Source organism: Anaplasma marginale str. Florida (genome assembly GCF_000020305.1).
Lineage (GTDB): Bacteria > Pseudomonadota > Alphaproteobacteria > Rickettsiales > Anaplasmataceae > Anaplasma > Anaplasma marginale.
The window spans coordinates 841781-863550 of record NC_012026.1 but is presented as its reverse complement, the minus strand read 5'-3'; the positions used below and the strand labels follow the sequence as shown (position 1 = coordinate 863550).

Sequence of the window (21770 nt, the reverse complement as noted above, 5' to 3'; positions counted from 1 at the left end):
AACACCCACAACACCCACCTAGCTTATGTGTAATTCGTTAAAATAGTCAACAATATTTTTCGCAAGCAGATTGGCCACTTCCTGCTTTGTCATGACCGGATAGTGCTGCACAACATCCCTGGTTACAATGGATATTTTGTTGCGATCGCTACCCATGGTTTGCTCTTCCTCTGCCACGTATTGGTGGTTTGCAACTACCCAATCGCAGCCCTTGTAGGCCAATTTCTCTTTTGCTGATTCTATCAAATTTTCGGACTCTAGACAGAACCCAATCACGAGCTTGGGCCTCTTTTTTGATATGCTGATACACCTTACAATGTCCGGGCTGTGCATCAAGCTAACAGCATCAACGGAGCGCTTCTTGAGCTTGCTTGGATGTCTGTATGGCACCCAATCTGTAACCGCTGCCGTGCATATTGCAACATCCACGGGCAATAAGTCTAAGCAGGTTTCCAGCAGCTGTGCGGAAGTTTCAACCTGCAAAACCTCGTACAGGTTGTGATTAGGCGTTATACTGACGGGGCAGGATACCAGCTTAACGTCCCAACCCATCAGCCCCATACACTCTGCAATAGCGTATCCCTGCTTTCCGGAGGAGCCGCTGCTTATGTAGCGGACGGGATCTATATACTCTCTGGTAGACCCCGCTGTAATGAGCACACTGCGCACTGGCCACCTATTCCGACTAAACGTGTGGGAATAGTAACGTTACTGACCAAGTCTTGCAAAACATATGTAGATTTTAGTGAATTTACCTGGCACTCATGTTACAGAGTTGGTTGTAGACGAGGTTTGGAAGTCTGTTATAATGCGGCGTTGTTAGCTTCAGGAGTCTGTTATGGGGGTGAGGATTGAGTCTGACAGCATGGGTAACATTGAGGTGCCGGCTGAACGCTATTGGGGTGCACAAACACAGCGCTCCATGATGAATTTTGCAATTGGAGAGGAAAAAATGCCCCGGCCCTTGATATGGGCGTTGGGTGTGGTGAAGCTGGCGGCTGCCCGGGTAAACGCTAGAAAAGGAAGCATAGAAAAGTCTGTGGGAGAGGCAATTTGTGCTGCTGCGCAGGAAGTTATAGATGGCAAGATGGATGGGGAATTTCCCCTGGTGGTGTGGCAGACTGGTTCTGGCACCCAAACCAACATGAACGCCAACGAAGTAATAGCAAACCGGGCCATAGAGATACTGGGGGGGAAAGTTGGTAGCAAGTCTCCCGTACACCCGAATGACCATGTCAACCACTCTCAATCTTCAAATGATGTATTTCCCACTGCCATGCACATTGCTACCGTGGCCGAGGTAGAACGGCGCTTACTGCCCGCGCTGGAGGCACTTCGCGGCGCGTTGGAGGCGAAAGTTGTGGCATTTTCAGACATAGTAAAAACGGGTCGCACCCACCTCCAGGATGCAGTACCTCTCACGCTTGGTCAGGAGTTTTCGGGGTACGAATGCCAAGTGAGAAAGGGAATAGAAAGAGTCAAGTCCTCAATGGTGGATGTTTATCAGCTTGCACAGGGGGGTACAGGTGTTGGCACGGGTTTGAACACCAAGAAAGGCTTTGCTGAAGAGTTTGCAAAAGAGGTTGCGGGCATCACCGGTATGAAGTTTATAACCGCGGAGAACAAATTCGAGGCGCTTGCTACGCATGATGCCATGGTACAACTAAGCGGCGCGCTCAATACGCTTGCCGTCAGTTGCATGAAAATAGCGAATGACATCCGGCTGCTTGCATCTGGGCCCAGGTGCGGAATAGGGGAGATCATCCTTCCCGCGAATGAGCCTGGGTCGTCAATCATGCCGGGTAAGGTGAACCCGACGCAGTGCGAAGCACTCACCATGGTTTGCGCGCAGGTTATGGGGAATCACGTTGCAGTTTCTGTAGGGGGGTCCAACGGACACCTTGAGCTGAACGTATTCAAGCCTATGATTGCGTATAACGTTCTAAACTCTGTCCGATTGTTGGCAGATGCTTGTGAGAGCTTTGCGACAAAATGCGTAAGCGGCATAGAGGCCGATAAAGAACGTATAGCCGTCATGCTGGGGCAGTCTCTCATGCTGGTTACTGCGCTAAACAGGCATATAGGTTATGACAACGCCGCAAAGATCTCCAAGTTTGCGTTTGAGAATCGTGTGACGCTTAAGGATGCGGCTGCAAAATTGGGTTTAGTAGACGGGGCGGAGTTTGACGCGATAGTTGATCCCAGGAAGATGGTCTCTCCTGACTGAATATAGTGGCCTGTTTTATGGTGGTGGGGCGCGTGTGGCTGGCGTCTTAGCCCCAACAGGAGAAGCGCGGACCGCTGCGCGCTGGCTGATACCGCAAGTTTGTAATTGACCGCACCTTAGCTACGTGTTACCATCGGGGTCCTAGTTGTGTCAGTGGCGTTTTTATGTCTGGTGAAGACGAATATAAGGAAATTATTAGGCAATGCATAGGGAGCGTTAAGGAGGTCTTCGGCGAGGGCCGCTTCGATGACGTGGTTGCCTCCATAATGAAAATGCAGGAGAAGGTTCTAGCTTCAAGCATGAAAGACGGTGATCCCGTGGGTCAGATAGCTGCTGACGGTGTTGGTAACGAGCTATATGACCGCATAGCTGATCGTTTGGAAGAGCGCGTGTCTCAGAAGATTTCGGAAGATCTCAGGATTATTAAGAAGAGGCTTCTGAGGCTAGAGAGGGTAGTGCTGGGTGGCGGTTCTGTCTCTGGCGATGCTGCGGCGCATCAGGTTTCTGGCAACCAGCCGTCTCAGCAAAATTCTTCTGCCGCTGCTGAAGGTGGGTGATCGTCTCAGTTTTATACTAACTGCCCTGTAGGTCGATGTTCCGCATGGGCCGGTGCCTGGGTTGTTGCGTCCTTGGTGCTGGGTGGCGACGCTGCTCGTCGGGTTTCTGGGAAGAAGCCAGCCGTCTCAGCGGGGTTCCACTGCTGAAAGTGGGCGGAGCCGTCTCGGTTTTGTGCCGACTTTGGTGGGTTCTGCGTAGGTTGCACCCGCGGTTCGTTTTGGTGCTGTGCTTCTGGGTGTGATCCTTCTTTTTATTTATTATTCTCAGCGTCATTGTGGCCCGGCGGTGTGTTGGGCTGTATTGTGGCGTGTGCTAGGTTCATGCCTGTTTCGCTTTTTGTAGGATGGCCCAGGTCGGTGGGTGCCGGCTCAGTGCTTGCTTTCCTTGTGTGCATTCGCCCGGGGTACCCCTCTTGGTAGGACTTTCCTATGGTAGAGTCCATGCTGACCGATCCCTTTGTGTCCGGCCGGGATGCGGGTTTTGCTTATACGTGAAGATGTCTGTGGCACTTACCGGAGGTAATTGATCATCCCATGAGAGTAGGGCGGTAGGGACTATTGCGGTTAGGATGCAGTGTGCGGGTTGAAAAAGTCCTGTCATGACGAAAAATACAACACTCACCGGCGGTTGATCGTCTGGTTCATGGTCATCCTACGGTAGAGAGGATCACGGCATTGGCCGCGAGTTATAAAGGTCTGATCATAGCGAAAAATACAGCGCTCGCCGGCGGTTGATCGTCTGGTGCATGGTTCTCCTCGTGGAGGTAAGGTCGGCTTTGGTTGGGATATTCGTCGTTTGTGTGGGTAGCTAGCTTGCCTTGCCGGATTTGCCCCGTTGACCAAGGCACTTTTTAACGGCATTTGTGTCTTCAGCTAGGCCTTCCTCGTTGCGGCGAAGAAGCGACTGACTGGCTACCACGGCCCAATCGTGGCGCACACCCTCCTGGTTAGGTTTTCCCATATAGACTACGCTGACTAATACACTGTGACCGTGTATTGTGGCTGGTTTGCTTATATGTGAAGATGTCCATGGCACTCACCGGCGGTTGATCGTCTGGTGCATGGTTATCCTCGTAGAGGTAAGGTCGGCTTTGGTTGAGATATTCTGGTGTGCTTTGTTTCTGGCCGCTATGGCTAGGTTGGAGAGCGATGCCAGTATTGGCTGATGGTCATCACAGGTGCAAATCTCGAGTAGGGTGCCGGCAAATTTTATCTGGAGGTTATCACGTGGCTGTCGCTTCCTCTTTCCCAGGGTCCCACTGCACTGAACATTCCGATAATGTTCCGGAATTTTTGTCGTGATACTCCTGTATGGGTGCCACCTCTGGGCCACCTCCAGATTTTAGGTTCCTGAGCGCGAGCACTATGGCCTTGGCACCGGAAAGCGTTGTGCTGTGGGGTATTCTGCGCATGATTGCGGTTCTCCTGATATCCGCGCTGTCCGAGACTGCTTTTATTCCCGCGGACGTGTTAATTACTAGCACTATCTCATCGTTGTTTAGCATATCCACTATGTGCGGCCTTCCTTCGCGGACTTTATTGATGCGCGTGGTGCGAATGCCCAACGTATCCAAATACTGAGCGGTGCCGGTGGTTGAAAAAAGCTCAAACCCCAAGTCCACAAATGACCGCGCCAAATCCGCCGCTGCCGGCTTATCGCTATCCTTTACCGATAGAAACACCTTGCCCGACGTTGGTAGTGCGTATCCGGCCGCGATTTGTGATTTTACAAAGGCCATGCCAAAGGACTGGTCTATACCCATGACCTCGCCGGTAGATTTCATTTCTGGGCCCAGCCGTGGATCCGCGCTTGCAAACCTCGAAAATGAAAACACAGCCTCCTTGACTGCCGTATACGACATTACCGCTGGTGCGTCACTGCTTATAGATATCCTTCCACCGAGCATTACTGCAGTCGCAAGTTTGGCTACGGGAACACCGGTGGCTTTTGCGACAAACGGCACGGTTCTACTCGCTCTAGGGTTTGCTTCCAGCAGATATACTTCCCCGTCCTGGATGGCATATTGGATATTCAGCAAGCCCCTGACATTAAGAGCCAGCGCCACCTGCCTGGTGTATTGCGATACCAAGGCTATCGTATTTTCCCCGAGGGTATATGGTGGTAGCGAGCATGCGGAATCTCCCGAATGGATGCCTGCTTCCTCGATGTGCTCCATGATTCCAGCTATGTAGACTTGGTTGCCGTCACAGATTGCATCCACATCAACCTCTGCGGCGTCGGTCAAAAACTTGTCTATAAGCAGTGAGCCGGAATCGAATATCTTGTCGTGCTCACGTAAATATGTGGCGAGGGCCTGCTCGGTGCGTACTACCGACATAAACTGCCCCCCCAGCACGTATGAAGGGCGTAGCAAAACTGGGAACCCCACGCGTTGTGCCTTCTCTAACACCTCGTCTGCGGAATTGCAGGTTTCGCTGTGCGGCTGCTTTATCCCAAGTTTTGTAAGTAGCCCATTGAATTTCTGCCTGTCTTCCGCTAGGTCGATCGAGTCAAAGCCCGTTCCAACGATGTTTATGCCCTTCTCTTGTAGCACCTTCGCGAGCTTCAATGGAGTTTGGCCACCCAATTGGACGATGACTTTCACCGTAGCCTGCCCTTCGGACTCCTTGCTTATGATGTCTAGGACGCATTCCCGCGTTAGTGGGGAGAAGTACAGCCGGTCAGATGTGTCATAATCGGTAGATACAGTCTCAGGATTACAATTGATGATTATGGCTTCTAGCCCCATCTGCTTTATCATGTGCGCGGCGTGTACGCATGTGTAGTCGAACTCTATTCCTTGTCCAACCCTGTTGGGCCCGCTTCCCAGTATTATGACCTTGTCTTTATTTGTGACCAGCGACTCGCACTCAGGCTCACCGAACGCATCTCCCTCGTAACACCCGTACATGTAAGCCGTGTTGGTTCTGAACTCTCCGGCGCACGTGTCAATCCTCTTATACACCGGTTTCACTGACAGGGTGTCTCGCAGGTTTTCTACATAAGCGACATCCCTACCGCCAAGTTCTGCTAGCCTTGCGTCCGAAAACCCAATTTTCTTGAGCTGCAGCAGCTCAGCCTTTGTTTGCGGTAGCCCATTGTTTCTGACCTCTTGCTCGTAAGCTACTATGATTTCTATCTGCTTGAGAAACCACGGGTCATACTTTGTGAGCTCGTTTATCTTGTCTATGCCAATTCCCATTCTCAGTGCGTCTGCAATCATGAGAATCCTGCTGGGTGATGGTTCCGCCAAGGCCGCATATACCTGCTCCAGATGTGTGCCCGGAGGAAAAAATTCGTTCAATCCGTTGTACCCCGCTTCCAAGGAGCACATTGCCTTTTGTAGGGCCTCAGTAAACGACCGACCTATCGCCATGGCCTCTCCCACTGACTTCATAGATGTGGATAACTCCTGCGTGGGAACCCGGAATTTTGCAAAGTCAAACCTGGGGACCTTTACCACCACGTAATCCATCACTGGTTCGAATGATGCCGGAATTGAAACTGCGCAGTCATTCGCTATCTCGTCTAAGGTGTAGCCTACGGCCAATTTTGCCGCGACTTTAGCTATGGGAAACCCTGTAGCTTTTGATGCGAGAGCAGATGATCTGGAGACTCTGGGGTTCATTTCGATGACTACCATCTCCCCCTCGCATTCGGGGTTGACCGCAAACTGGACGTTGGACCCGCCGGTTTCCACTCCTATCTCCCGCAATATGTCGAAAGAGACATTACGCATGCGCTGATACTCCTCATCGCGTAACGTAATTGCCGGTGCAACTGTTATGCTATCTCCCGTATGTACGCCCATAGGGTCAATGTTCTCTATGGAGCACACGACTATGCAATTGTCGCGACAGTCGCGCATAACTTCCATCTCAAATTCTTTCCACCCTATTATTGACTCGTCAACCTGAACCTCGGAAATTGGTGACATCGCAAACCCTCGTTGGACTGCCTCGCAAAATTCCTCTTCAGTGCGCGCTATGCCGCCGCCTATTCCCCCAAGGGTGAAAGAGGGCCTTATGACGGCTGGCAACCCCACATACTCCATCGCCTGGGCTATATGGTCTGAAGCCTTTAAAATTGTACTCTTTGGACACTTGGCCCCAACTCTTTCAACTGCTTTGCGAAATAGGCTTCTATCCTCCGCTTTTCGGATTGCATCCTGGTTTGCGCCTATCATTTCCACGCCGTTGCGAGATAGTACCCCACGATCTACAAGCTCCATGGCGACGTTAAGTGCAGTCTGCCCCCCGACCGTCGGCAGTATTGCGTTGGGCTTTTCTTTCAGGATGATTCTCTCAATAATTTCTGCAGTTATCGGCTCTATATATGTTGCATCTGCCAGGCCTGGGTCGGTCATAATTGTTGCAGGGTTGGAGTTCACTAAAACTATCCTGTAACCCTCGCTTTTCAGAACCTTGCAGGCCTGAGTGCCAGAGTAGTCGAACTCGCATGCCTGGCCTATTACAATAGGTCCTGCGCCCAAAATGATTATGGTTTCTATATCTTCGCGCTTTGGCATTCACATTTCCCGGAAATAAGCTCGCAGCATGTTACTACTAATGCGGGCAAAAAGCAAAGCGGGACTGCAGCACAACGCATGATTGCAAGGCGTAACTTTTCCTGCGCATTGGCTGCGCTTTTGGTGTTGGTTCCGTGGCGCGCCCTGTATCTGGGTGTGTGCAGGTTTGGTAGGTGCACGTGTGAAGTAGCTAGAAGCGAATTCTTGGGTATTACGCACATACACAAGGCTCCCCAAGCGTTGCCCGCGAGTCTGCGCAAGCTTATGGTTCGCAGTTATTTCCAGATGCGCAAGTCTGTTGGTAATTTGTGCAGGACGTCTGTAACTGCACCAGCGGTTGTGCCGCCATCACCGCGCGATCTGCACACAATGGCGTGCTACGGCTTCTGGCGCACATGGGACCACCTTACCTGACACATATTGGGGCGAAGCCTTCTCCTGTGGGATGGGCGCAAAAGCTACATCAGCATGCCTGCGACTGTGAGCGCAGTTTTGCAAAGGGACACGTTATGGACTCTTATAAACTCTACTCCCTGGTTCAGCAGAAATGCTGATACGACCGCCGTGGGAAAATCACGCGATTCTGGCTCAGCCGAAATTGCGGAGAACATAGACTTGCGTGAGTGCCCGATACATATTGGAAAACCCAACACTTTAAAGTGCGATACATTTTTTATGATATACCATGAGCACTTATGCGACTTTCCAAAGCCTATACCAGGGTCTAAGATGATGCGCTGCTTATCCACGCCGGCAGAGACTAACGCGCTTACCTTGGCGTGAAACCATTCGATAATCTCCTCCACCAATTGTTCTGGCATATCCAATTTTGGCCTCGCAATGGATACAGGTATACCAAAATTGTGCATGATGATTATCTTTGCACTGCTATGCGCCACTGTCGACAGCATTTCCGGGTCCATGAGCCCGCCCACATCATTTACGTAATCCACTCCGAGAGCTAAAGCCCCTGCAGCGGTGCGTGCGTTTCTGGTATCAACACTAACCTCAACCCCCGAGCTGTGTGCCATATTCACAACTTGGGGCAAAACCCCACTCAGCCTATTCCACTCTTCCTCCTGAGAGATGGCCGTGGCACCGGGTGCGCTTGACTCCCCACCTACATCTATAACTGCCGCCCCATCTGCTATTAACCTTGCAGCGTGGCCGACCGCGCTTTCGCTATTGAAGAACTTACCTCCATCAGAAAACGAATCTGGGGTTACATTCAGCACTCCCATGATTTTAGTACGCAGAGGATCCACACTTGACCCATTACCTGAGGAGCAACGCGGCGGAAATGACGCAAGCTGCCTGCAGCGCCACTCTTGCAAGCATGAGCTTGTTCCTATACTTTACGTAAAAGCTCCCGCCCACAGACGCTAGCACGACACCTGCTACCAACGAGAGTACAGTAAGCAGTGATAACACAACGACGGGTAGCATTTTTACAAACAGTAGAACAAACCCCAAGTGGTATTCTAAGGCCTGATTTAGGGTTGTACAACACTAATTTACTTTATGATAAGTAGACTTTTATAGTAATATCGAGGCTTAACGACTGGCGCCACTCTGTGAGTGCGTGAGATCCGTGGTATTTGGGGTATGTAGTGGAAGGTGTAAAGTTCGGCTTTTCCGCGATGAAGGAGCTGAAAAAAAGCGTCCTTTATCAAACGCTGGAAAAGTGCAAGGGCGTGTTTTGGTTTGTGTTCTGGTTCAGTTCCGCAATAAACGTCCTGGTCCTGTTTTTGCCGCTGTATACCTCACAGGTTTTGGATAGGGTGCTCTCCAGTGGGAGCTCTTCCACTCTCCTTATGCTAAGCATAGTAACTGTAGGCGCGTTGGTCTGCTCTTCGATGTTGGATGTTTGCCGATCCTTGACCATGGCTAAGGTTGCGGATTGGATAGATAGAGAAGCCACGCCCGATCTGATTGCCAGATCCATCAGCTTGACCTCAGTGAAGGCTTCAACTTCAAGCGGTGAAGCAATACGTGACCTTGGGGTGGTCAAAGGCTTCATTACGGGGTTTGGCGTGCTATCCCTATTCGATATGCCGTGGGCGGTAGTGTATCTTGCTGCAATATTCATGATACACCCAGTCACAGGGTATATAGCCATAGTTGGCATAGTGCTGCTGGTATTGATGGCGATCTGGAATGAGCTGGCGACCAAGCGGGTTATGCAGGAGTCTAACGAGGAAAACGTGCGCAATATCAACTATATAGATGTTGCAAGTCGGAACGCCGAAGTGGTAGAGGCCATGGGGATGGTGAGGCACATAGTTGCCGAGTGGTCCGATAGAAATACCCACAACAGGAAGTTGCAGATAAAAGCTCAGGGCAGGTCTAACGTCATTATGGGTGTTACGAAGTTTGTTCGCTCTGTTCTGCAAATTTCTGTAATCGGTGTGGGAGCGTGGCTAGCCATACATGGGCATAAAACTGCCGGCGGCATAATTGCTGCCTCCATTCTTATGGGTAGAGCTTTAGCCCCGTTTGAGGCTGCGATTAACACCTGGAAGATGCTACTTTCGGCAAGAATCTCCTACAGAAGGTTACAGGCCCTGCTGCTCGCATTTCCTAAAAGGGAGCAGGCCATGGCGCTGCCCAAGCCTAGGGGGGGCGTCACTATGGACAGGGTGTTTTTCACGCCGTATGGGGGAAGTAAGCCTACAATTAAAGGGGTGTCTTTCGGTGTGGAGCCTGGTAGCGTTGTTGGGATCATCGGGCCCAGTGCCTCAGGGAAGTCAACCCTGGCCAAGCTTTTGGTTGGGGTATGGAAGCCACTGTCTGGAGTTGTCAGGCTTGACGGTGCGGATGTGTACACGTGGAATAGGGAAGATTTTGGCTGCCATGTTGGGTATTTACCTCAAGATATTGAGCTCTTTCAGGCCTCCGTTAAAACCAACATTGCAAGGATGGCACCAGATCCTGACCCAGAGAAGGTAATTAAAGCCGCTAAAATTGCTGGAATTCATGAAATGATATTGCACCTCCCCAGCGGGTATGACACCGTGATAGGTGGCAGTGGAGTGGTCCTATCGGGGGGGCAAAAACAAATGCTGGGGCTAGCCAGGGCGTTCTACGGCGACGTGAGGCTCTTGGTTTTGGATGAACCCAATGCAAATTTGGACGGAAGGGCAGAAGCAAACTTGGTACGTGCGCTCGCCTATGCGAAACAGCAGGGCATTACAACGTTTGTTGTGACACATAAAATGCAGTTGCTCGGCGCTGTGGAGCAGATAATCGTTATGGATGACGGCATGATGGCCGCTATGGGCGAGAGAGACGAGATACTCAGTAGGTTCACTACCAACAAGCCTCCTACCAGCAAGGAATCGGGTAGTCAGGAGGGTGCAGGAGTGCGTCCTACCAGTGGTCCAGGGCCTTCTAGAATAGAAGCGTCGTCCGGCAATGTTGGCGGTGCCGCTGCGGGTGCTGCAGATTCTCAGAACGCTGTGGGGGGAGGCCGCGCTACACACGGCCATAATACTCCGATTGGAAACTTGCAATCTGGTGGCAGTCCAGATCATCCTGCTGGAGGCCCAATAGAAAAAGGGGGCGGCACCTCCTCGGTTGCAAGTGTGGCCAAGAGTGAAGGCGTCACACAGCAAGATTCTGTGCCCGAGCAAGACCGCGAACAAGTGGCACGTGAAAAGGCTGATAGTCCGGCGACCGACGCACACGCAGGCTCTCCGGGTGTGCTGCGTAGTAATACGAAAAATGCCGCTGAACGCAGCAGCGCTGAAAGTGTCTCTAAGGTACAAGAAAAGTCGCACAAAAGGAAAACTCGCAGTCGTATCAAGAAGTCCGCAACAAGTGGTATACCGGATACGGCATCAAAGGTGCGTATTTCAAATGGCGCTAGTACAGACGGAGCTAAAATCGACGATCCTATTAGTGGCGGTAGTCCTGGTGCTAAGGCTGCCATGGGAGCTGGGTCTCAAAATAACGGCCGTGTACGCATGGAAGCTGGGTCACTGGTCCCGGAGCAGGACTAGGTCTTTTATGGAACAAAGTGAATTAAATAGGTGTGGATGTATGACCGATGCGAGATCTTTTTCTTTTTGTTAATGGTTGTATGTAATATGGTACGGTGAGATGGAGTGGAGCGTATGTCAAAAGCTGTTGTTATCGACAGAAATGGTGATGCGGGCGTCCTCAAGTATGTTGACGTAGATGTTGGTGAGCCTGGCAAGGGCGAGGTTTTAATTGAACATACGGCGATAGGCCTGAATCGCTACGATGTGGAGTATCGTACTGGAACAAGGAAAGTGCCGTCCTTCCCCGCGGTTTTGGGTGTGGAGGCCGTTGGTGTTGTGAGGCAACTGGGGCCGGGTGTTGAGGCGCTAAATGTTGGAGATAGGGTAGGGTACTGCACTGCACCCGGTGGTGCATACTCTGAGACCAGATTGATAAACCAAAAGTACCTGTTCAAGATAGCTGATGACATCAGCGACGAGGTTGCCGCTGCCGTCATGCTTAAGGCAATGGCTGCGCACTATCTTACTCACAGAATATATGATATCCGTCCGGGAACATTTGCCCTGGTGCACGGAGTGTCTGGAGGCGTTGGGCAAATTCTCTGTCAGTGGGCTAGGTACAAAGGCGGCAAGGTTATAGGAGTTGTAGAGTCAGGTGCACGTCTCGGTGTGGCGAAAGAGGTGGGCTGTGCTTACGTTGTGAACCTAAAGGATGATGACATCACCAAAGAGGTGATGACGATCACTGGTGACCGGGGCGTGAATGTTGTGTATGACCCGATAGGTGCAGCGGTGAGCAAGATGTCGTTCGGCGTATTGGGGCACTTCGGGCTGTACATATCTTACGGAAGCATTTCCGGCCGCATGCCCAGTGTCAGTATGTCGATGCTGAGTGCCAGATCGTGGTTTATAACTTCTCCGGCGATTCAGCACTATAAGCGCTCCAGGTTGGAACTTGGGCTCACCGCCATGGAGATATTTGAAATGCTCAGGAGGGGGCATATTAGGGCGGAGATTAACAAGACTTACAAGTTTAAAGACATTGCCAAGGCTCACAAAGACCTTGAGGACCGGAAGTTGTCGGGTTTAGGCGTCATTACCATGTAATGCGACCGTTTGGGTGTGAACATTGGCTGTGCGCACACTTGCTGGTTATTGGCCAAGGCCCGGGCGGCTGGTCGCAGTAAGCTGGTGTTTCCAACTTGAAGGTACGGTAGTTTCCCGGGTGCGTAGCAGCGCCCCATGTGTGGCGGTGATGCGTGTTGCGCCGGTGCATTGTGGCCCCGTTGGCGGCTGGTCTAAAGCGCCATGCACAAGTTCCTCAGCCGCTGAGCGCGTTAGCAGCTTCGTACGCCACCAACAGGTTACGAGCTCGCTCCATAAGTTTGCTATGAATAAATGTGCTGACTAGAACTTGAGTGGTCTACCGCACTAAGCCGGTTCTTCGGAGCTTTCTATGTAGAGTGCATCTACCTTGTCTTGGAACATTGGAGACAGGACTACTGATTTTTTTGCGAATACGCCCTCTCCTGCGCCGGTAATGATACTGTACCAGGACTGCTCGCGTGGGGGACCCACTCCAGCCACGTACAGCTCATCTTCCGCCCTGGTCATGGCAACGTACAATAGCCTGAGATATTCGTTGTATTCTTCCTGCCTTTTCAGCGTTTTTAGGTCCCTGCAACGCGCGTTTGTGTCGCCAGCACACCATATAGGTGTATTTTCGGCGTCGAAAATGAGTTGAAGCTCGCACCTGGGGACATTCGTTGTATCTGGTAAAAACACAATGGGTGATTGCATGCCTTTCGCGTTGTGCACAGTCATAACTCTTGCGACGTCCTCTGAGGTGTTTATATCAATCTTCACTTCAGGGTTTGTGCTCTTTATCCAGTGAATGAAAGATTCCAAAGTGTTCACGTTGTTGAGCCCAAACTTGGTTAGTGAGTTCATAAATTCGTCCACGATCTCTGCTGATGCCTGGCCGGGGTGTTGCAATAGCTTTTCTCTGTGCTCTGATAGGATAAGGCAGTATAAATCCAGCGGAGTACGTGTTTTGGAAGCATTGATTAGTGATACTAGATAGTCTGCGATTTTGCCGAACTGTGCAAATGCCTGTAGTTTGCCCCACAACGAAACGGCATCGGCGCGGCTATGCGTTAAGTTTAATAGATCGCAGTCTGTCAGTTCAAAGATTGGGGACTTAAGCAACGCCGCGAGAGCCATGTCGTTTTCGGGTAGCAACAAGAATTCTCCCAGGTTTACCAAGTCCTGAATTGCGACGTAGTCCATCATGTTGAACCTATCCCTGCCGGATACTGGAACTCCGGCCTGCCTCAACTCCGCGATTATGTAATCAACTAAAATGGTTCTGCGTCGCACCAGTATTAGTATGTCCCCTGCGCGTACTGGGCGATTTTTAGCAGCTAGTATCCTGCCGCTTTGAATCCACGTACCGATGGACCTCGCCATTGTTTGTGCAAGCAGCAAGTGGTCAGTGGCATGTGGTGTGCCGGTTTCCACCTCTAGCTCGTCCCAGGCGTAAAGTTTTCTACGCTTTTCAGTGTTTATCAATGGCCACACTTCAACGTACCCATAGTCTGACGCGCGATATGCTTCATGCTTTATTTCTTGTGACTGGAAAGAAACTTGCTCTCTAAAAGCGTTGAAAACCCGGTCCACAAGGTGCAAAATAGGCTTGGCTGACCGGAATGACGTCTGAAGTTGTATGGTGAGCGCGTCGCTGCTTTGGGCGACAAAATACTGGTGCATGCGGTGAAAATAATCTGGTCGGGCGTTTTGAAACCCGTATATAGATTGTTTAACATCCCCCACAACGAACAGAGTTCGCTTATTATTGCTGCTACCAAGCCCAGAGAAGAACTCGCTGCACAGGGCGGCTACTATGTTCCACTGCTCGAGGCTGTTGTCCTGAGATTCATCCACCAGTATATGGTCTATTTCGCTGTCTAGGCGGAAGAGCACCCAGTCTTTGCAGTCTGGATGTAGCATGAGATCAAGCGTAAGCCCAATTACATCGTTGTAATCCAGGTATTTTGAGCATTTCTTGTCCTGTTCATACAACGCCGCGCATTTTTGTGCAATCCGCACCAGGTGGAACGTACGCTTTGTTATCCGTTCTGTGTAAAATTTTTCGGCAAATTCCAGCAGCGCCTCCTGTTCGCACTCAATTACCCGGACAATGTCGGGAAATTGTTCCAAGATGCCTTTTGTCACTATGCTAGAGATGGATTTTTTTGCCAGGGATTGTAAGTTGATGAAAATCGACAAATACTCCGCGACCTCTTCCGGAGACCTCCTGGTGGAAGTATTCCAAGTGCTCAGCCTTTTGCCGATTTTTTGGTCTCTTGTGCTGCCACACTTCAAGGCGTCTATCAACTGCACTGGGCACATAATTGTGTGTGGGTCAGCAACTGCGGTTTGTGGCGGCTCAATGGGGACAATCTTGTGTTGCTTGTTGATGATTTGATACACAAGGTTGTACAGAGTATCTTCTGCGAGCTCCACCGAAATTTCTGACAAGTCACGGTCAATGCTCCTATCCTCTCGTAGCAGCTGTGCAAAGATTTTTGGGTAAGACCACGACAGTTCGCGCATTTCAAAGTCTGCCGAGACACCTGTTTCCGCGGGGAATGATGCCACTAGAGAGTGACAAAAGCTGTGCACCGTTTGTATTTTTAAAATGGATGGGACGTCAAAGAAAAGCCGCCGTGCTCTTACATAATGTTGGTGATCTATCTGTTGGTAGCATACTTCCCGAAGCCTGTTGACTAGCTCTTCTTTGGGTAGCGCCAGCCACTCTGCAACTATGCCGTATACCCTCTCTCTTATTTCATGTACAGCAGCGTTTGTGAAAGTGAGGCACAGTATATTGCGCTGCCCAGATACCATCAGCCTTATTACTCTATGGACCAGTAACTTAGTTTTTCCAGTACCTGCAGATGCACTTATCCACACGAATTCCCGTTCCGGGTCGGTAGCACTTTGCTGCTGTATGTCAAGCTTAGAATTTTTCACCGGTTTTGTCTTTTTACTTTCTTAACCTTTGTGTTAATGATTAAATCATACTTTGGTGGTAGAGCCTATATGCGTGGAGTCTAAAGAGTAGCGAAACATGTGTGGTGTGAGGAGGGTTTTTTTGACCGGTGTTTTGTGCACTGTGTTTTGTAGCCAGGAATGCATTGCTAGCAGCTCTTCCAGTGGCACATTAGACTTTCTTTTGGGAGAAGTAAGCAAGCGCGCGGAGACCATGATACCTAGCGTGGAGTCGGGCATCAGCGGCATTATGACGTGGCGCAAAGGTGGCGATGACAAATCAAAGGAACAACGCTCAAACAAAGAGGTGAGCGTCGATGATGCGCAAAAACGCAATGAGGGAGAGAAAAAGCCTCCAGTGCAGGGAAGCGAAACCACTGGTGATGTGGTTAGCGAAACCACTAGTGATGTGGTTGCTGAAACCAACGCGGAACGCGTACAAGACGGTGATCGTGGCGAATCTGCGGGTGATAGCGCAAATCTACCACGCGGCAAAGCCAGGCATTGGCCGCACCGCAGAGCAGCCCATCCGTACATAGAGACGGACGCATACAATAACGATAATATGCATCTACCACGATTTTACCGCGCGGAAGATTACTACGCACACGTATTCTACTGCGCAAAAGCTAATGACATCACAGGGCTTTTGGCTGTCGTCGATGAGTTAGCAGCAATGGGCAAAAACCAAAAGTTTGTCATGGAAGAAATGCGTGCTAACAATGGGGACAACCTGCTTATTTATGCAGTTAGGCATGGAGCCATAGATACTGTCAGGTACCTGCTGTCAAATGGTGCTGATGTCAGCGTCAAGAATGATCGAGGAGAAACCCCGCTCAGCGTTGCGATTGATAAGGGCAGGGTAGACATGATAAACGCAATAAGTGAAATGCAGGTTGGCTTCAGCGAAGAAGAACAAGAGGGGTAGCTGCCCGTTGGCTGTCCAAATGGGCTTTGCGTCCATGCCGTTATATTGCTATCGTTAGTCCTTGCACAAAACTGTACTAGGGGGTCTCATGCAAAAAGATGGGGGAAAACGTAATGGTGTAGCATCGTCGTCCGTGCGCAATATTGAGAACAAAAATCTGCTTTGTTTTAACGGATACAGCGTAATAGGCGTAATGCTGATTAGCCTAGCCGGGCTCGGTATTGGCTGCCTGGTTAGCGATTTTTCGCTGCCGTTTTTAGGTGCCATGGGCATATTGACTGTAATCGGGTCACTGTTGCCAAGTGGCTTCTTCATAAACGGGCCAAATGAGGCCAAAGTTGTGGAATTTTTTGGTGAGTACATCGGCACGTCGTTCGGTATGGGCCTACGTTTCACTGTACCCTTCTCCGCTAAGCGCAGTGTTTCTCTGAAAATCGAGAGCACAAACACCTCCGTGATGAAAGTTAACGATGCAGATGGGAACCCTATAGAGATAGCAGCTGCCGTGGTTTGGAGAGTTGTATGCCCAGCCAAGGCGTGCTTTAACATAGAGAATTACCAGAGCTTCATTTCTGTGCAAGGAGAAACTGCCCTCAGAGAGCTTGCCGGCAGCTATCCGTATGACTCCAATTCTGCCGTATCGCTGCGCCAGAATTCTACAGAGATTTCCCAAAAGCTTCGTGCGATCCTGCAAAGCAGAATGGGCATTGTTGGCATCGAAGTGGAAGATGCGAGAATATCCCATCTTGCGTACTCTTCAGAGATAGCGCAAGTTATGCTGCGAAGGCAGCAAGCGAAGGCGATTTCCGAGGCCAGGGTGTATATAGTGAAAAACGCGGTCAACATGGTAGACGAAGTGCTATCTCACCTTGAAGCTAAGCACGGGATTGACTTAACTGATGACCGCAAACTCAAGTTCGTCAGCAATCTGCTGGTTGCGCTTGTATCAGAAAGTGAAACACAGCCCGTCATAAGCGTTGAATAAACAAACTGCATTTTCTGTTGGAACGCCTAAGACTTATATGTATAACCACGCGCACGAGAAATCCACTACAGAAGCCGTGAGTTTGCGGCATGAACTGCGAACCAAGCAGCTTCAGACGATTAGTGCTTAGGGTGTAGCAAATTATCAAATTATATGAGCACAAACACGTGCCGTTATGCTCCGCGCGTTGCAACCTCCGCACTGCAAGCTTTCCACCGTAAAGTATAGCGAACACCGATAATGCCGCTACAGTGCCCATATTTTTAGCTTATAGACAATAGTAACTCACAAACTTTTTCACGCCAGATTTTTCTCTCAGCAAATACATACTAGCTGAGTAACAGTTTTTGATCAGCCTGTACGGAAATATCCAATATAATTATATCATAACAGGCATATCGTAAAATCCCCGCCATTGGGAAAGAGGCTACTTTTTTTGTTCATAATAAGGAGCAGAGAGACACCCTGACGCGGCTTGATTTTTTGTTTTCCCTGGGTTTTGAATCGATCGATCTTTCTTAATCTAAGAGGGTAAAAATGGACTCCAATCTATTAAACTTCTACAACTACTGCGGGGTGTACGACGGCCTTGCTACTGACCCACTTCACAATTTGGAGGATGAGGAAACGGTTGGCGAACAGAAACGTTACAGCTCACTTTGGGGTGCAGTTATACTTCAGGCCATGATAGACATTACATCTAACTATAAACGAACGGAAAATAATATAGAAAAGATGAAGGCCTTTAACTGGATCAACGATTTGCACAGTGATTTCATAACTGTATGTCACTTTGCTGGTTACAATCCGGCCTATGTTAGGGACAAGATGAGAGATATAGTCTCTAAATCCCTGAGTAAATAGGTAATTGTGTTGCCTGATGGTTATGCAACAAACTTCTTTCCCTTCAAATTTGGAAAACTGGGTTGCGCGTAATGTGCCCGCGGTATATGGTTCGTGGTGTGAGATGGAGTTGTGCCACTGTTGGGAAGGGTACCTGGCCTGATTTTCCGCGTGGTACGGCGGTAGTGGAATTTATCCCGTTTTTATGGCACCCTATATCTGGGCGTAAGATTCTCTGCCTCAGTTGCGAATTATAATCCCCCGGATCTAGCGGGGTTGTTTGGTAAGTTTATGCTTGCTAGATATCACAGTATGGTCGATGCGCGCAAGATAGCGCGAGATGACCTCCAGGTTGATGTGCTCAAGGAGCTGATGCAATACGACCAAGCTCCGCCGAAATGGTGGGAGTTTTGGCGTAGGCCAAGCTCTACCGCAAAAAAGGGCGTATACATATACGGGGATGTTGGCAGGGGCAAGTCTATGCTGGCGAATCTGTTTTACGAACATTCGGTAATCAAAAAGAAAAAAAAGATACACTTCAACACCTTCATGAAAGATTTGCACGATCTGCTGCATCACATGCGTGTTGATAACCGGCAGCAGGATAGCCACTGCATATCTTTTGCTGTGAATGCCATGCTACAAGGCGTGGAGCTTTTGTACTTAGATGAGGTGCAAGTCAACGATGTTTGTGAAGCTGTAGTGCTGCATAAAGTATTTTCTGTGCTATTTTCCAAAAGCCTAGTAGTCGTCATGACGTCCAACTATCCCCCACATGGATTGTACGAAGGAGGGCTACGTCGGGAGCTCTTTCTGCCCGCCATATCTTTGCTTGAGCGGCGTATGCAGGTTGTGTCCATGCTTGGTAAGCTCGACTATAGGTCGGTGCGCGGACAAAATGCGCGCAGATATTATGTGGGTGAGGGTGCAGACCAAAAATTGCACGCGCGCTTTGCGGGGCTCGTCGGTTCTGGCAAAGTTGAAAGCGTGGTGCTGACCGTTGGAAGCAGGAATATCGAAGTAGGGAAGGCTTGCAATGCTGTTGCCTGGTTTAGTTTTGAAGATCTGTGCGGCGACAAAAACCCTTTGTGGGTTGCGGACTATAAGGAGATAGCCAAAAACTTCGCTACCATGTTTATCAAAGGCATTCCGGTGTTTGATTTTTTCGCTCAAAACGAAATGCAGCGGTTTATCATGTTGGTGGATGAGCTGTATGAGCGCAGGGTGCGCATATTTTGCTCTCTCGCTGCTGATATTAATGAATTACACACAGGGCCTGCATCGGTAGGCTTCAAGCGCGCCGCGTCCAGGCTTGCCGAAATGGGGGCCGACACATGGTGATGCTAGCGCGTTTCTGCATGGGTATCACCCCGCACTTTTTTCCAGCATAGTCCGTACTTGGCGCAGCACGGGGCCGCATTTGCATCTAGTGTGCACACCAGCTTGTATAGGCACTCAATAAACAGTGTATTCACCCCCAAAGTTGGCACCCTGAAATATTGCTGCTCTTCCGGCATCAGTGCCTTGTATTCTATATCGAGTTCCACCAGGGTTTCTGAGTGTTCAGAGACAAAAGAGATTGGCACCACTACTACTGGGACTCCATCATCTTTCGCCCTAAGGATCTCAAGCTGCGTACTGGGCTCAAGCCATTGAGTGGGCCCCACTTTACTCTGATAGCATATGGAGTAGTCCAGAGCTCGTATCCCCAATTGCTCCACAATCGCGCAAACGCTTTGCCGTATCTGTTCTTGGTACGGGTCCCCGCGCTCTACAATGTGTACAGGCAGCCCATGTGCGGAAAATAATATTCTCGGGCTGCTATGGCCCATGGCAGCCTTATTATACTCGTCCAAAATCAATTTGCAGTGTGCTGCTATGTAGTCCTTGTGGGCGTGGTAGCAGCATATGATTCTGGTATCGGGTGCATAGCATGCTTTACGCGCGCTGTTGTTCCAGTCCTCAATTGCGGACAGAGTTGTGGTGCTGGAATACTGCGGATACATCGGCAGCAGCACTACATGTTCAGGCTGATAATCACGAACGGCGTGCAGTGCTTCCCTGGACCCTGGTTTTGAGTGTCGCATGCAGACAAACACCTTGTAAATCTTGCCTGCTGCGGAGCTATTCAAGCGTTTTTCCAGGGCCGAAGCTTGGTGCTCCGTTTCCTCCAGTATGGTAGACTTCCCCCCCATTAATGAGTAGATCTTTCTAGCCGACCTTGCTCTGAGCTTCGAAATTATCGTGGCCACCAGCATCCTTAGCGGATACGGCAGCCCCAGTATGCGTCGGTCACTAAACAGACTGAACAAGAATTTTTCAACTTCACACAAAGAGCCCGGCCCACCAAGATTGAGCAGCACCACAGCCACTTTTTTGTTTGATGTTCTACTCACGCTGTTTACAAACTCGATTAAGACTAATGCGCCAACAACTCGGATCTACGCTCACCAGCGCAGTCCACACGGGGCCGTATCGGGCACTTGTACCTGCCACTTGCTGGGGTAATGTCACACCGGGGTAATATCATACGTACTGCACAGGCGACCAACGGCTTTGCAGGGCGGACGAACGCAACCAATGCATCACTATTAGGGAGCGCCGAGCGGCTGCCGCAGCGATGACCAACTCTCCCGCTCCGGTGGAGCTACCACGGTGCGATGCTGAGCTTCCTCCGAGCTGTGCCATAATTGCGAACACTAGCTAAGTTCCGCGGCGGCAACATCAACACGAGGGGAAGATGTTAGCCCTTCTACAGTCACTCCATGCATCAGAGATGGCACTCCGGTAATTCCCAGGGTTGCAATCCACGCGAGATCAAACAAAGCCGACTTTGCCAGGGAGCAAAACTTGCGCGCGATATCTGTTACTCTTGGGAACAGAGCCGTGGACTGTGAGTCTTGGCCAAGGCGTTCGGAACTGCCGTGCCTAACGTGCCTCCTCACTGCATCATAGACGTCATGAAAAAAGCTGGGGATCGAACACAACAACGCCACTGTCATAAGTACAAGTGTAGAGACCAGCGTCACGGCCCGGAAGGGTATAAACAAAACGGCTAGCACGGCAGACTTCAAAAGCGACGCACCTATAGCGCCGGCATTGGACGCGGGCTCTGGTTCACTGTGCATAGAATCCTCATGTTCATGTGCGGCGCCGACGTTTTGCGGGGGGGCCATTCTCGGGAAGGGGCTACCATGCCCGTACATGGGGGATTCCACTCTCGGGCATCCCTTTAAGATTCCAGTGACTCTCACAAAGAGACACACAGCGAACATAGCTCCCCAGCACGCTAGCAGGCAGAGTGCAAGGCTGATGCTTCCGAACCAGTGGAGTAGAGTACACAGCAGCGGAACCAGAACAAACATCTCAGCTGCAGGCAGTATGCTCGCCTTCATGGCTGCAAGGGCGTTACGCATATTACCCCTGTGCACCCTGCGTGCGCCAGGCTCCATGGAGCTGTGACAGACGCCGAGGAAGATTCGCAACTGGATAGCGGATGCTGAAGCTATAAGAAACGACGACGCACCAGAAAAGCCGCAAAGCACAGACTCGCACACCTGTCTGGATAGCACCTTCAGGCGGCTGTGCGACCCGCCACCGCTTTCCTCCGTGCTCCTGCCGCTCGGCTCGGAATTGCTACAACACCCCGGCATACCCCCCCCCCG

The 21770-nt window shown here is 50.5% G+C and carries 14 protein-coding genes; 8 read left to right on the top strand and 6 right to left on the bottom strand.

Annotated features, from left to right (window positions below; translation table 11 throughout):
- Positions 1-18: 18 nt before the first annotated feature.
- On the bottom strand, positions 19-669 hold the full coding sequence (locus tag AMF_RS08620) for a phosphopantothenoylcysteine decarboxylase domain-containing protein (RefSeq protein ID WP_010268175.1): 651 nt from the start codon (positions 667-669) through the stop codon (positions 19-21).
- A gap of 169 nt (positions 670-838) precedes the next feature.
- Here AMF_RS08620 and fumC point away from each other — a divergent pair, with 169 nt between their 5' ends.
- On the top strand, positions 839-2227 hold the full coding sequence (fumC, locus tag AMF_RS08615; protein WP_010268172.1) for a class II fumarate hydratase: 1389 nt from the start codon (positions 839-841) through the stop codon (positions 2225-2227).
- 164 nt (positions 2228-2391) lie between these two features.
- Positions 2392-2784, top strand: coding sequence for a hypothetical protein (locus AMF_RS08610; protein ID WP_010265607.1), 393 nt, complete (start codon positions 2392-2394; stop codon positions 2782-2784).
- 1223 nt (positions 2785-4007) lie between these two features.
- On the opposite strand, the gene carB is transcribed toward AMF_RS08610, so the two are convergent.
- Together carB and folP are read right to left on the bottom strand one after the other, a co-directional pair.
- On the bottom strand, positions 4008-7313 hold the full coding sequence (gene carB / locus AMF_RS08600) for a carbamoyl-phosphate synthase large subunit (RefSeq protein WP_012659056.1): 3306 nt from the start codon (positions 7311-7313) through the stop codon (positions 4008-4010).
- 458 nt (positions 7314-7771) lie between these two features.
- On the bottom strand, positions 7772-8578 hold the full coding sequence (gene folP / locus AMF_RS08590) for a dihydropteroate synthase (protein ID WP_037349481.1): 807 nt from the start codon (positions 8576-8578) through the stop codon (positions 7772-7774).
- Positions 8579-8953: 375 nt separating this feature from the next.
- On the opposite strand from folP, the gene AMF_RS08580 reads away from it, so the two are divergent.
- Positions 8954-11314 carry a type I secretion system permease/ATPase gene (locus AMF_RS08580; protein ID WP_225318162.1) on the top strand — a complete coding sequence of 787 codons (2361 nt, stop codon included), beginning with the start codon at positions 8954-8956 and terminating at the stop codon, positions 11312-11314.
- 114 nt (positions 11315-11428) lie between these two features.
- Positions 11429-12403: a quinone oxidoreductase family protein gene (locus AMF_RS08575; RefSeq protein WP_010268142.1), complete on the top strand. Its 975-nt coding sequence runs from the start codon at positions 11429-11431 to the stop codon at positions 12401-12403.
- A gap of 324 nt (positions 12404-12727) precedes the next feature.
- Here the strand turns inward: AMF_RS08575 and AMF_RS08570 are convergent, their stop codons facing one another.
- On the bottom strand, positions 12728-15331 hold the full coding sequence (locus AMF_RS08570) for a UvrD-helicase domain-containing protein (protein WP_010270390.1): 2604 nt from the start codon (positions 15329-15331) through the stop codon (positions 12728-12730).
- A gap of 121 nt (positions 15332-15452) precedes the next feature.
- Between AMF_RS08570 and ankB the strand changes: the two genes are divergently transcribed.
- The 4 genes from ankB (at position 15453) to zapE (ending at position 19446) form a co-directional block, all read left to right on the top strand.
- A complete protein-coding gene (ankB, locus tag AMF_RS08565) occupies positions 15453-16277 on the top strand; it encodes an ankyrin repeat domain-containing protein AnkB (RefSeq protein ID WP_241760152.1) in 825 nt (274 codons plus the stop codon).
- A gap of 88 nt (positions 16278-16365) precedes the next feature.
- A complete protein-coding gene (locus AMF_RS08560; RefSeq protein ID WP_010265361.1) occupies positions 16366-17262 on the top strand; it encodes an SPFH domain-containing protein in 897 nt (298 codons plus the stop codon).
- Positions 17263-17799: 537 nt separating this feature from the next.
- Positions 17800-18126 carry a hypothetical protein gene (locus tag AMF_RS08550; RefSeq protein ID WP_010268129.1) on the top strand — a complete coding sequence of 109 codons (327 nt, stop codon included), beginning with the start codon at positions 17800-17802 and terminating at the stop codon, positions 18124-18126.
- A 270-nt stretch (positions 18127-18396) separates the two neighbouring features.
- The gene (zapE, locus tag AMF_RS08545) at positions 18397-19446 is read left to right on the top strand and encodes a cell division protein ZapE (RefSeq protein WP_037330740.1); all 1050 of its coding nucleotides are present in this window, start codon (positions 18397-18399) and stop codon (positions 19444-19446) included.
- A 2-nt stretch (positions 19447-19448) separates the two neighbouring features.
- On the opposite strand, the gene hemH is transcribed toward zapE, so the two are convergent.
- Entirely contained in the window at positions 19449-20501 is a 1053-nt protein-coding gene (hemH, locus tag AMF_RS08540) for a ferrochelatase (RefSeq protein WP_010265351.1), read from the bottom strand.
- Between the two features lie 303 nt (positions 20502-20804).
- A complete protein-coding gene (locus tag AMF_RS08535) occupies positions 20805-21758 on the bottom strand; it encodes a hypothetical protein (protein ID WP_012659050.1) in 954 nt (317 codons plus the stop codon).
- Positions 21759-21770 lie beyond the last annotated feature (12 nt).

Excerpts from the sequence above, each read along its gene's own strand:
- carB (WP_012659056.1), bottom strand. The coding sequence starts at position 7,313 with ATGCCAAAGCGCGAAGATATAGAAACCATAATCATTTTGGGCGCAGGA.
- AMF_RS08550 (WP_010268129.1), top strand. The coding sequence starts at position 17,800 with ATGGACTCCAATCTATTAAACTTCTACAACTACTGCGGGGTGTACGAC.
- AMF_RS08560 (WP_010265361.1), top strand. The coding sequence starts at position 16,366 with ATGCAAAAAGATGGGGGAAAACGTAATGGTGTAGCATCGTCGTCCGTG.
- fumC (WP_010268172.1), top strand. The coding sequence starts at position 839 with ATGGGGGTGAGGATTGAGTCTGACAGCATGGGTAACATTGAGGTGCCG.
- AMF_RS08575 (WP_010268142.1), top strand. The coding sequence starts at position 11,429 with ATGTCAAAAGCTGTTGTTATCGACAGAAATGGTGATGCGGGCGTCCTC.
- zapE (WP_037330740.1), top strand. The coding sequence starts at position 18,397 with ATGCTTGCTAGATATCACAGTATGGTCGATGCGCGCAAGATAGCGCGA.
- AMF_RS08580 (WP_225318162.1), top strand. The coding sequence starts at position 8,954 with ATGAAGGAGCTGAAAAAAAGCGTCCTTTATCAAACGCTGGAAAAGTGC.
- AMF_RS08535 (WP_012659050.1), bottom strand. The coding sequence starts at position 21,758 with ATGCCGGGGTGTTGTAGCAATTCCGAGCCGAGCGGCAGGAGCACGGAG.
- AMF_RS08610 (WP_010265607.1), top strand. The coding sequence starts at position 2,392 with ATGTCTGGTGAAGACGAATATAAGGAAATTATTAGGCAATGCATAGGG.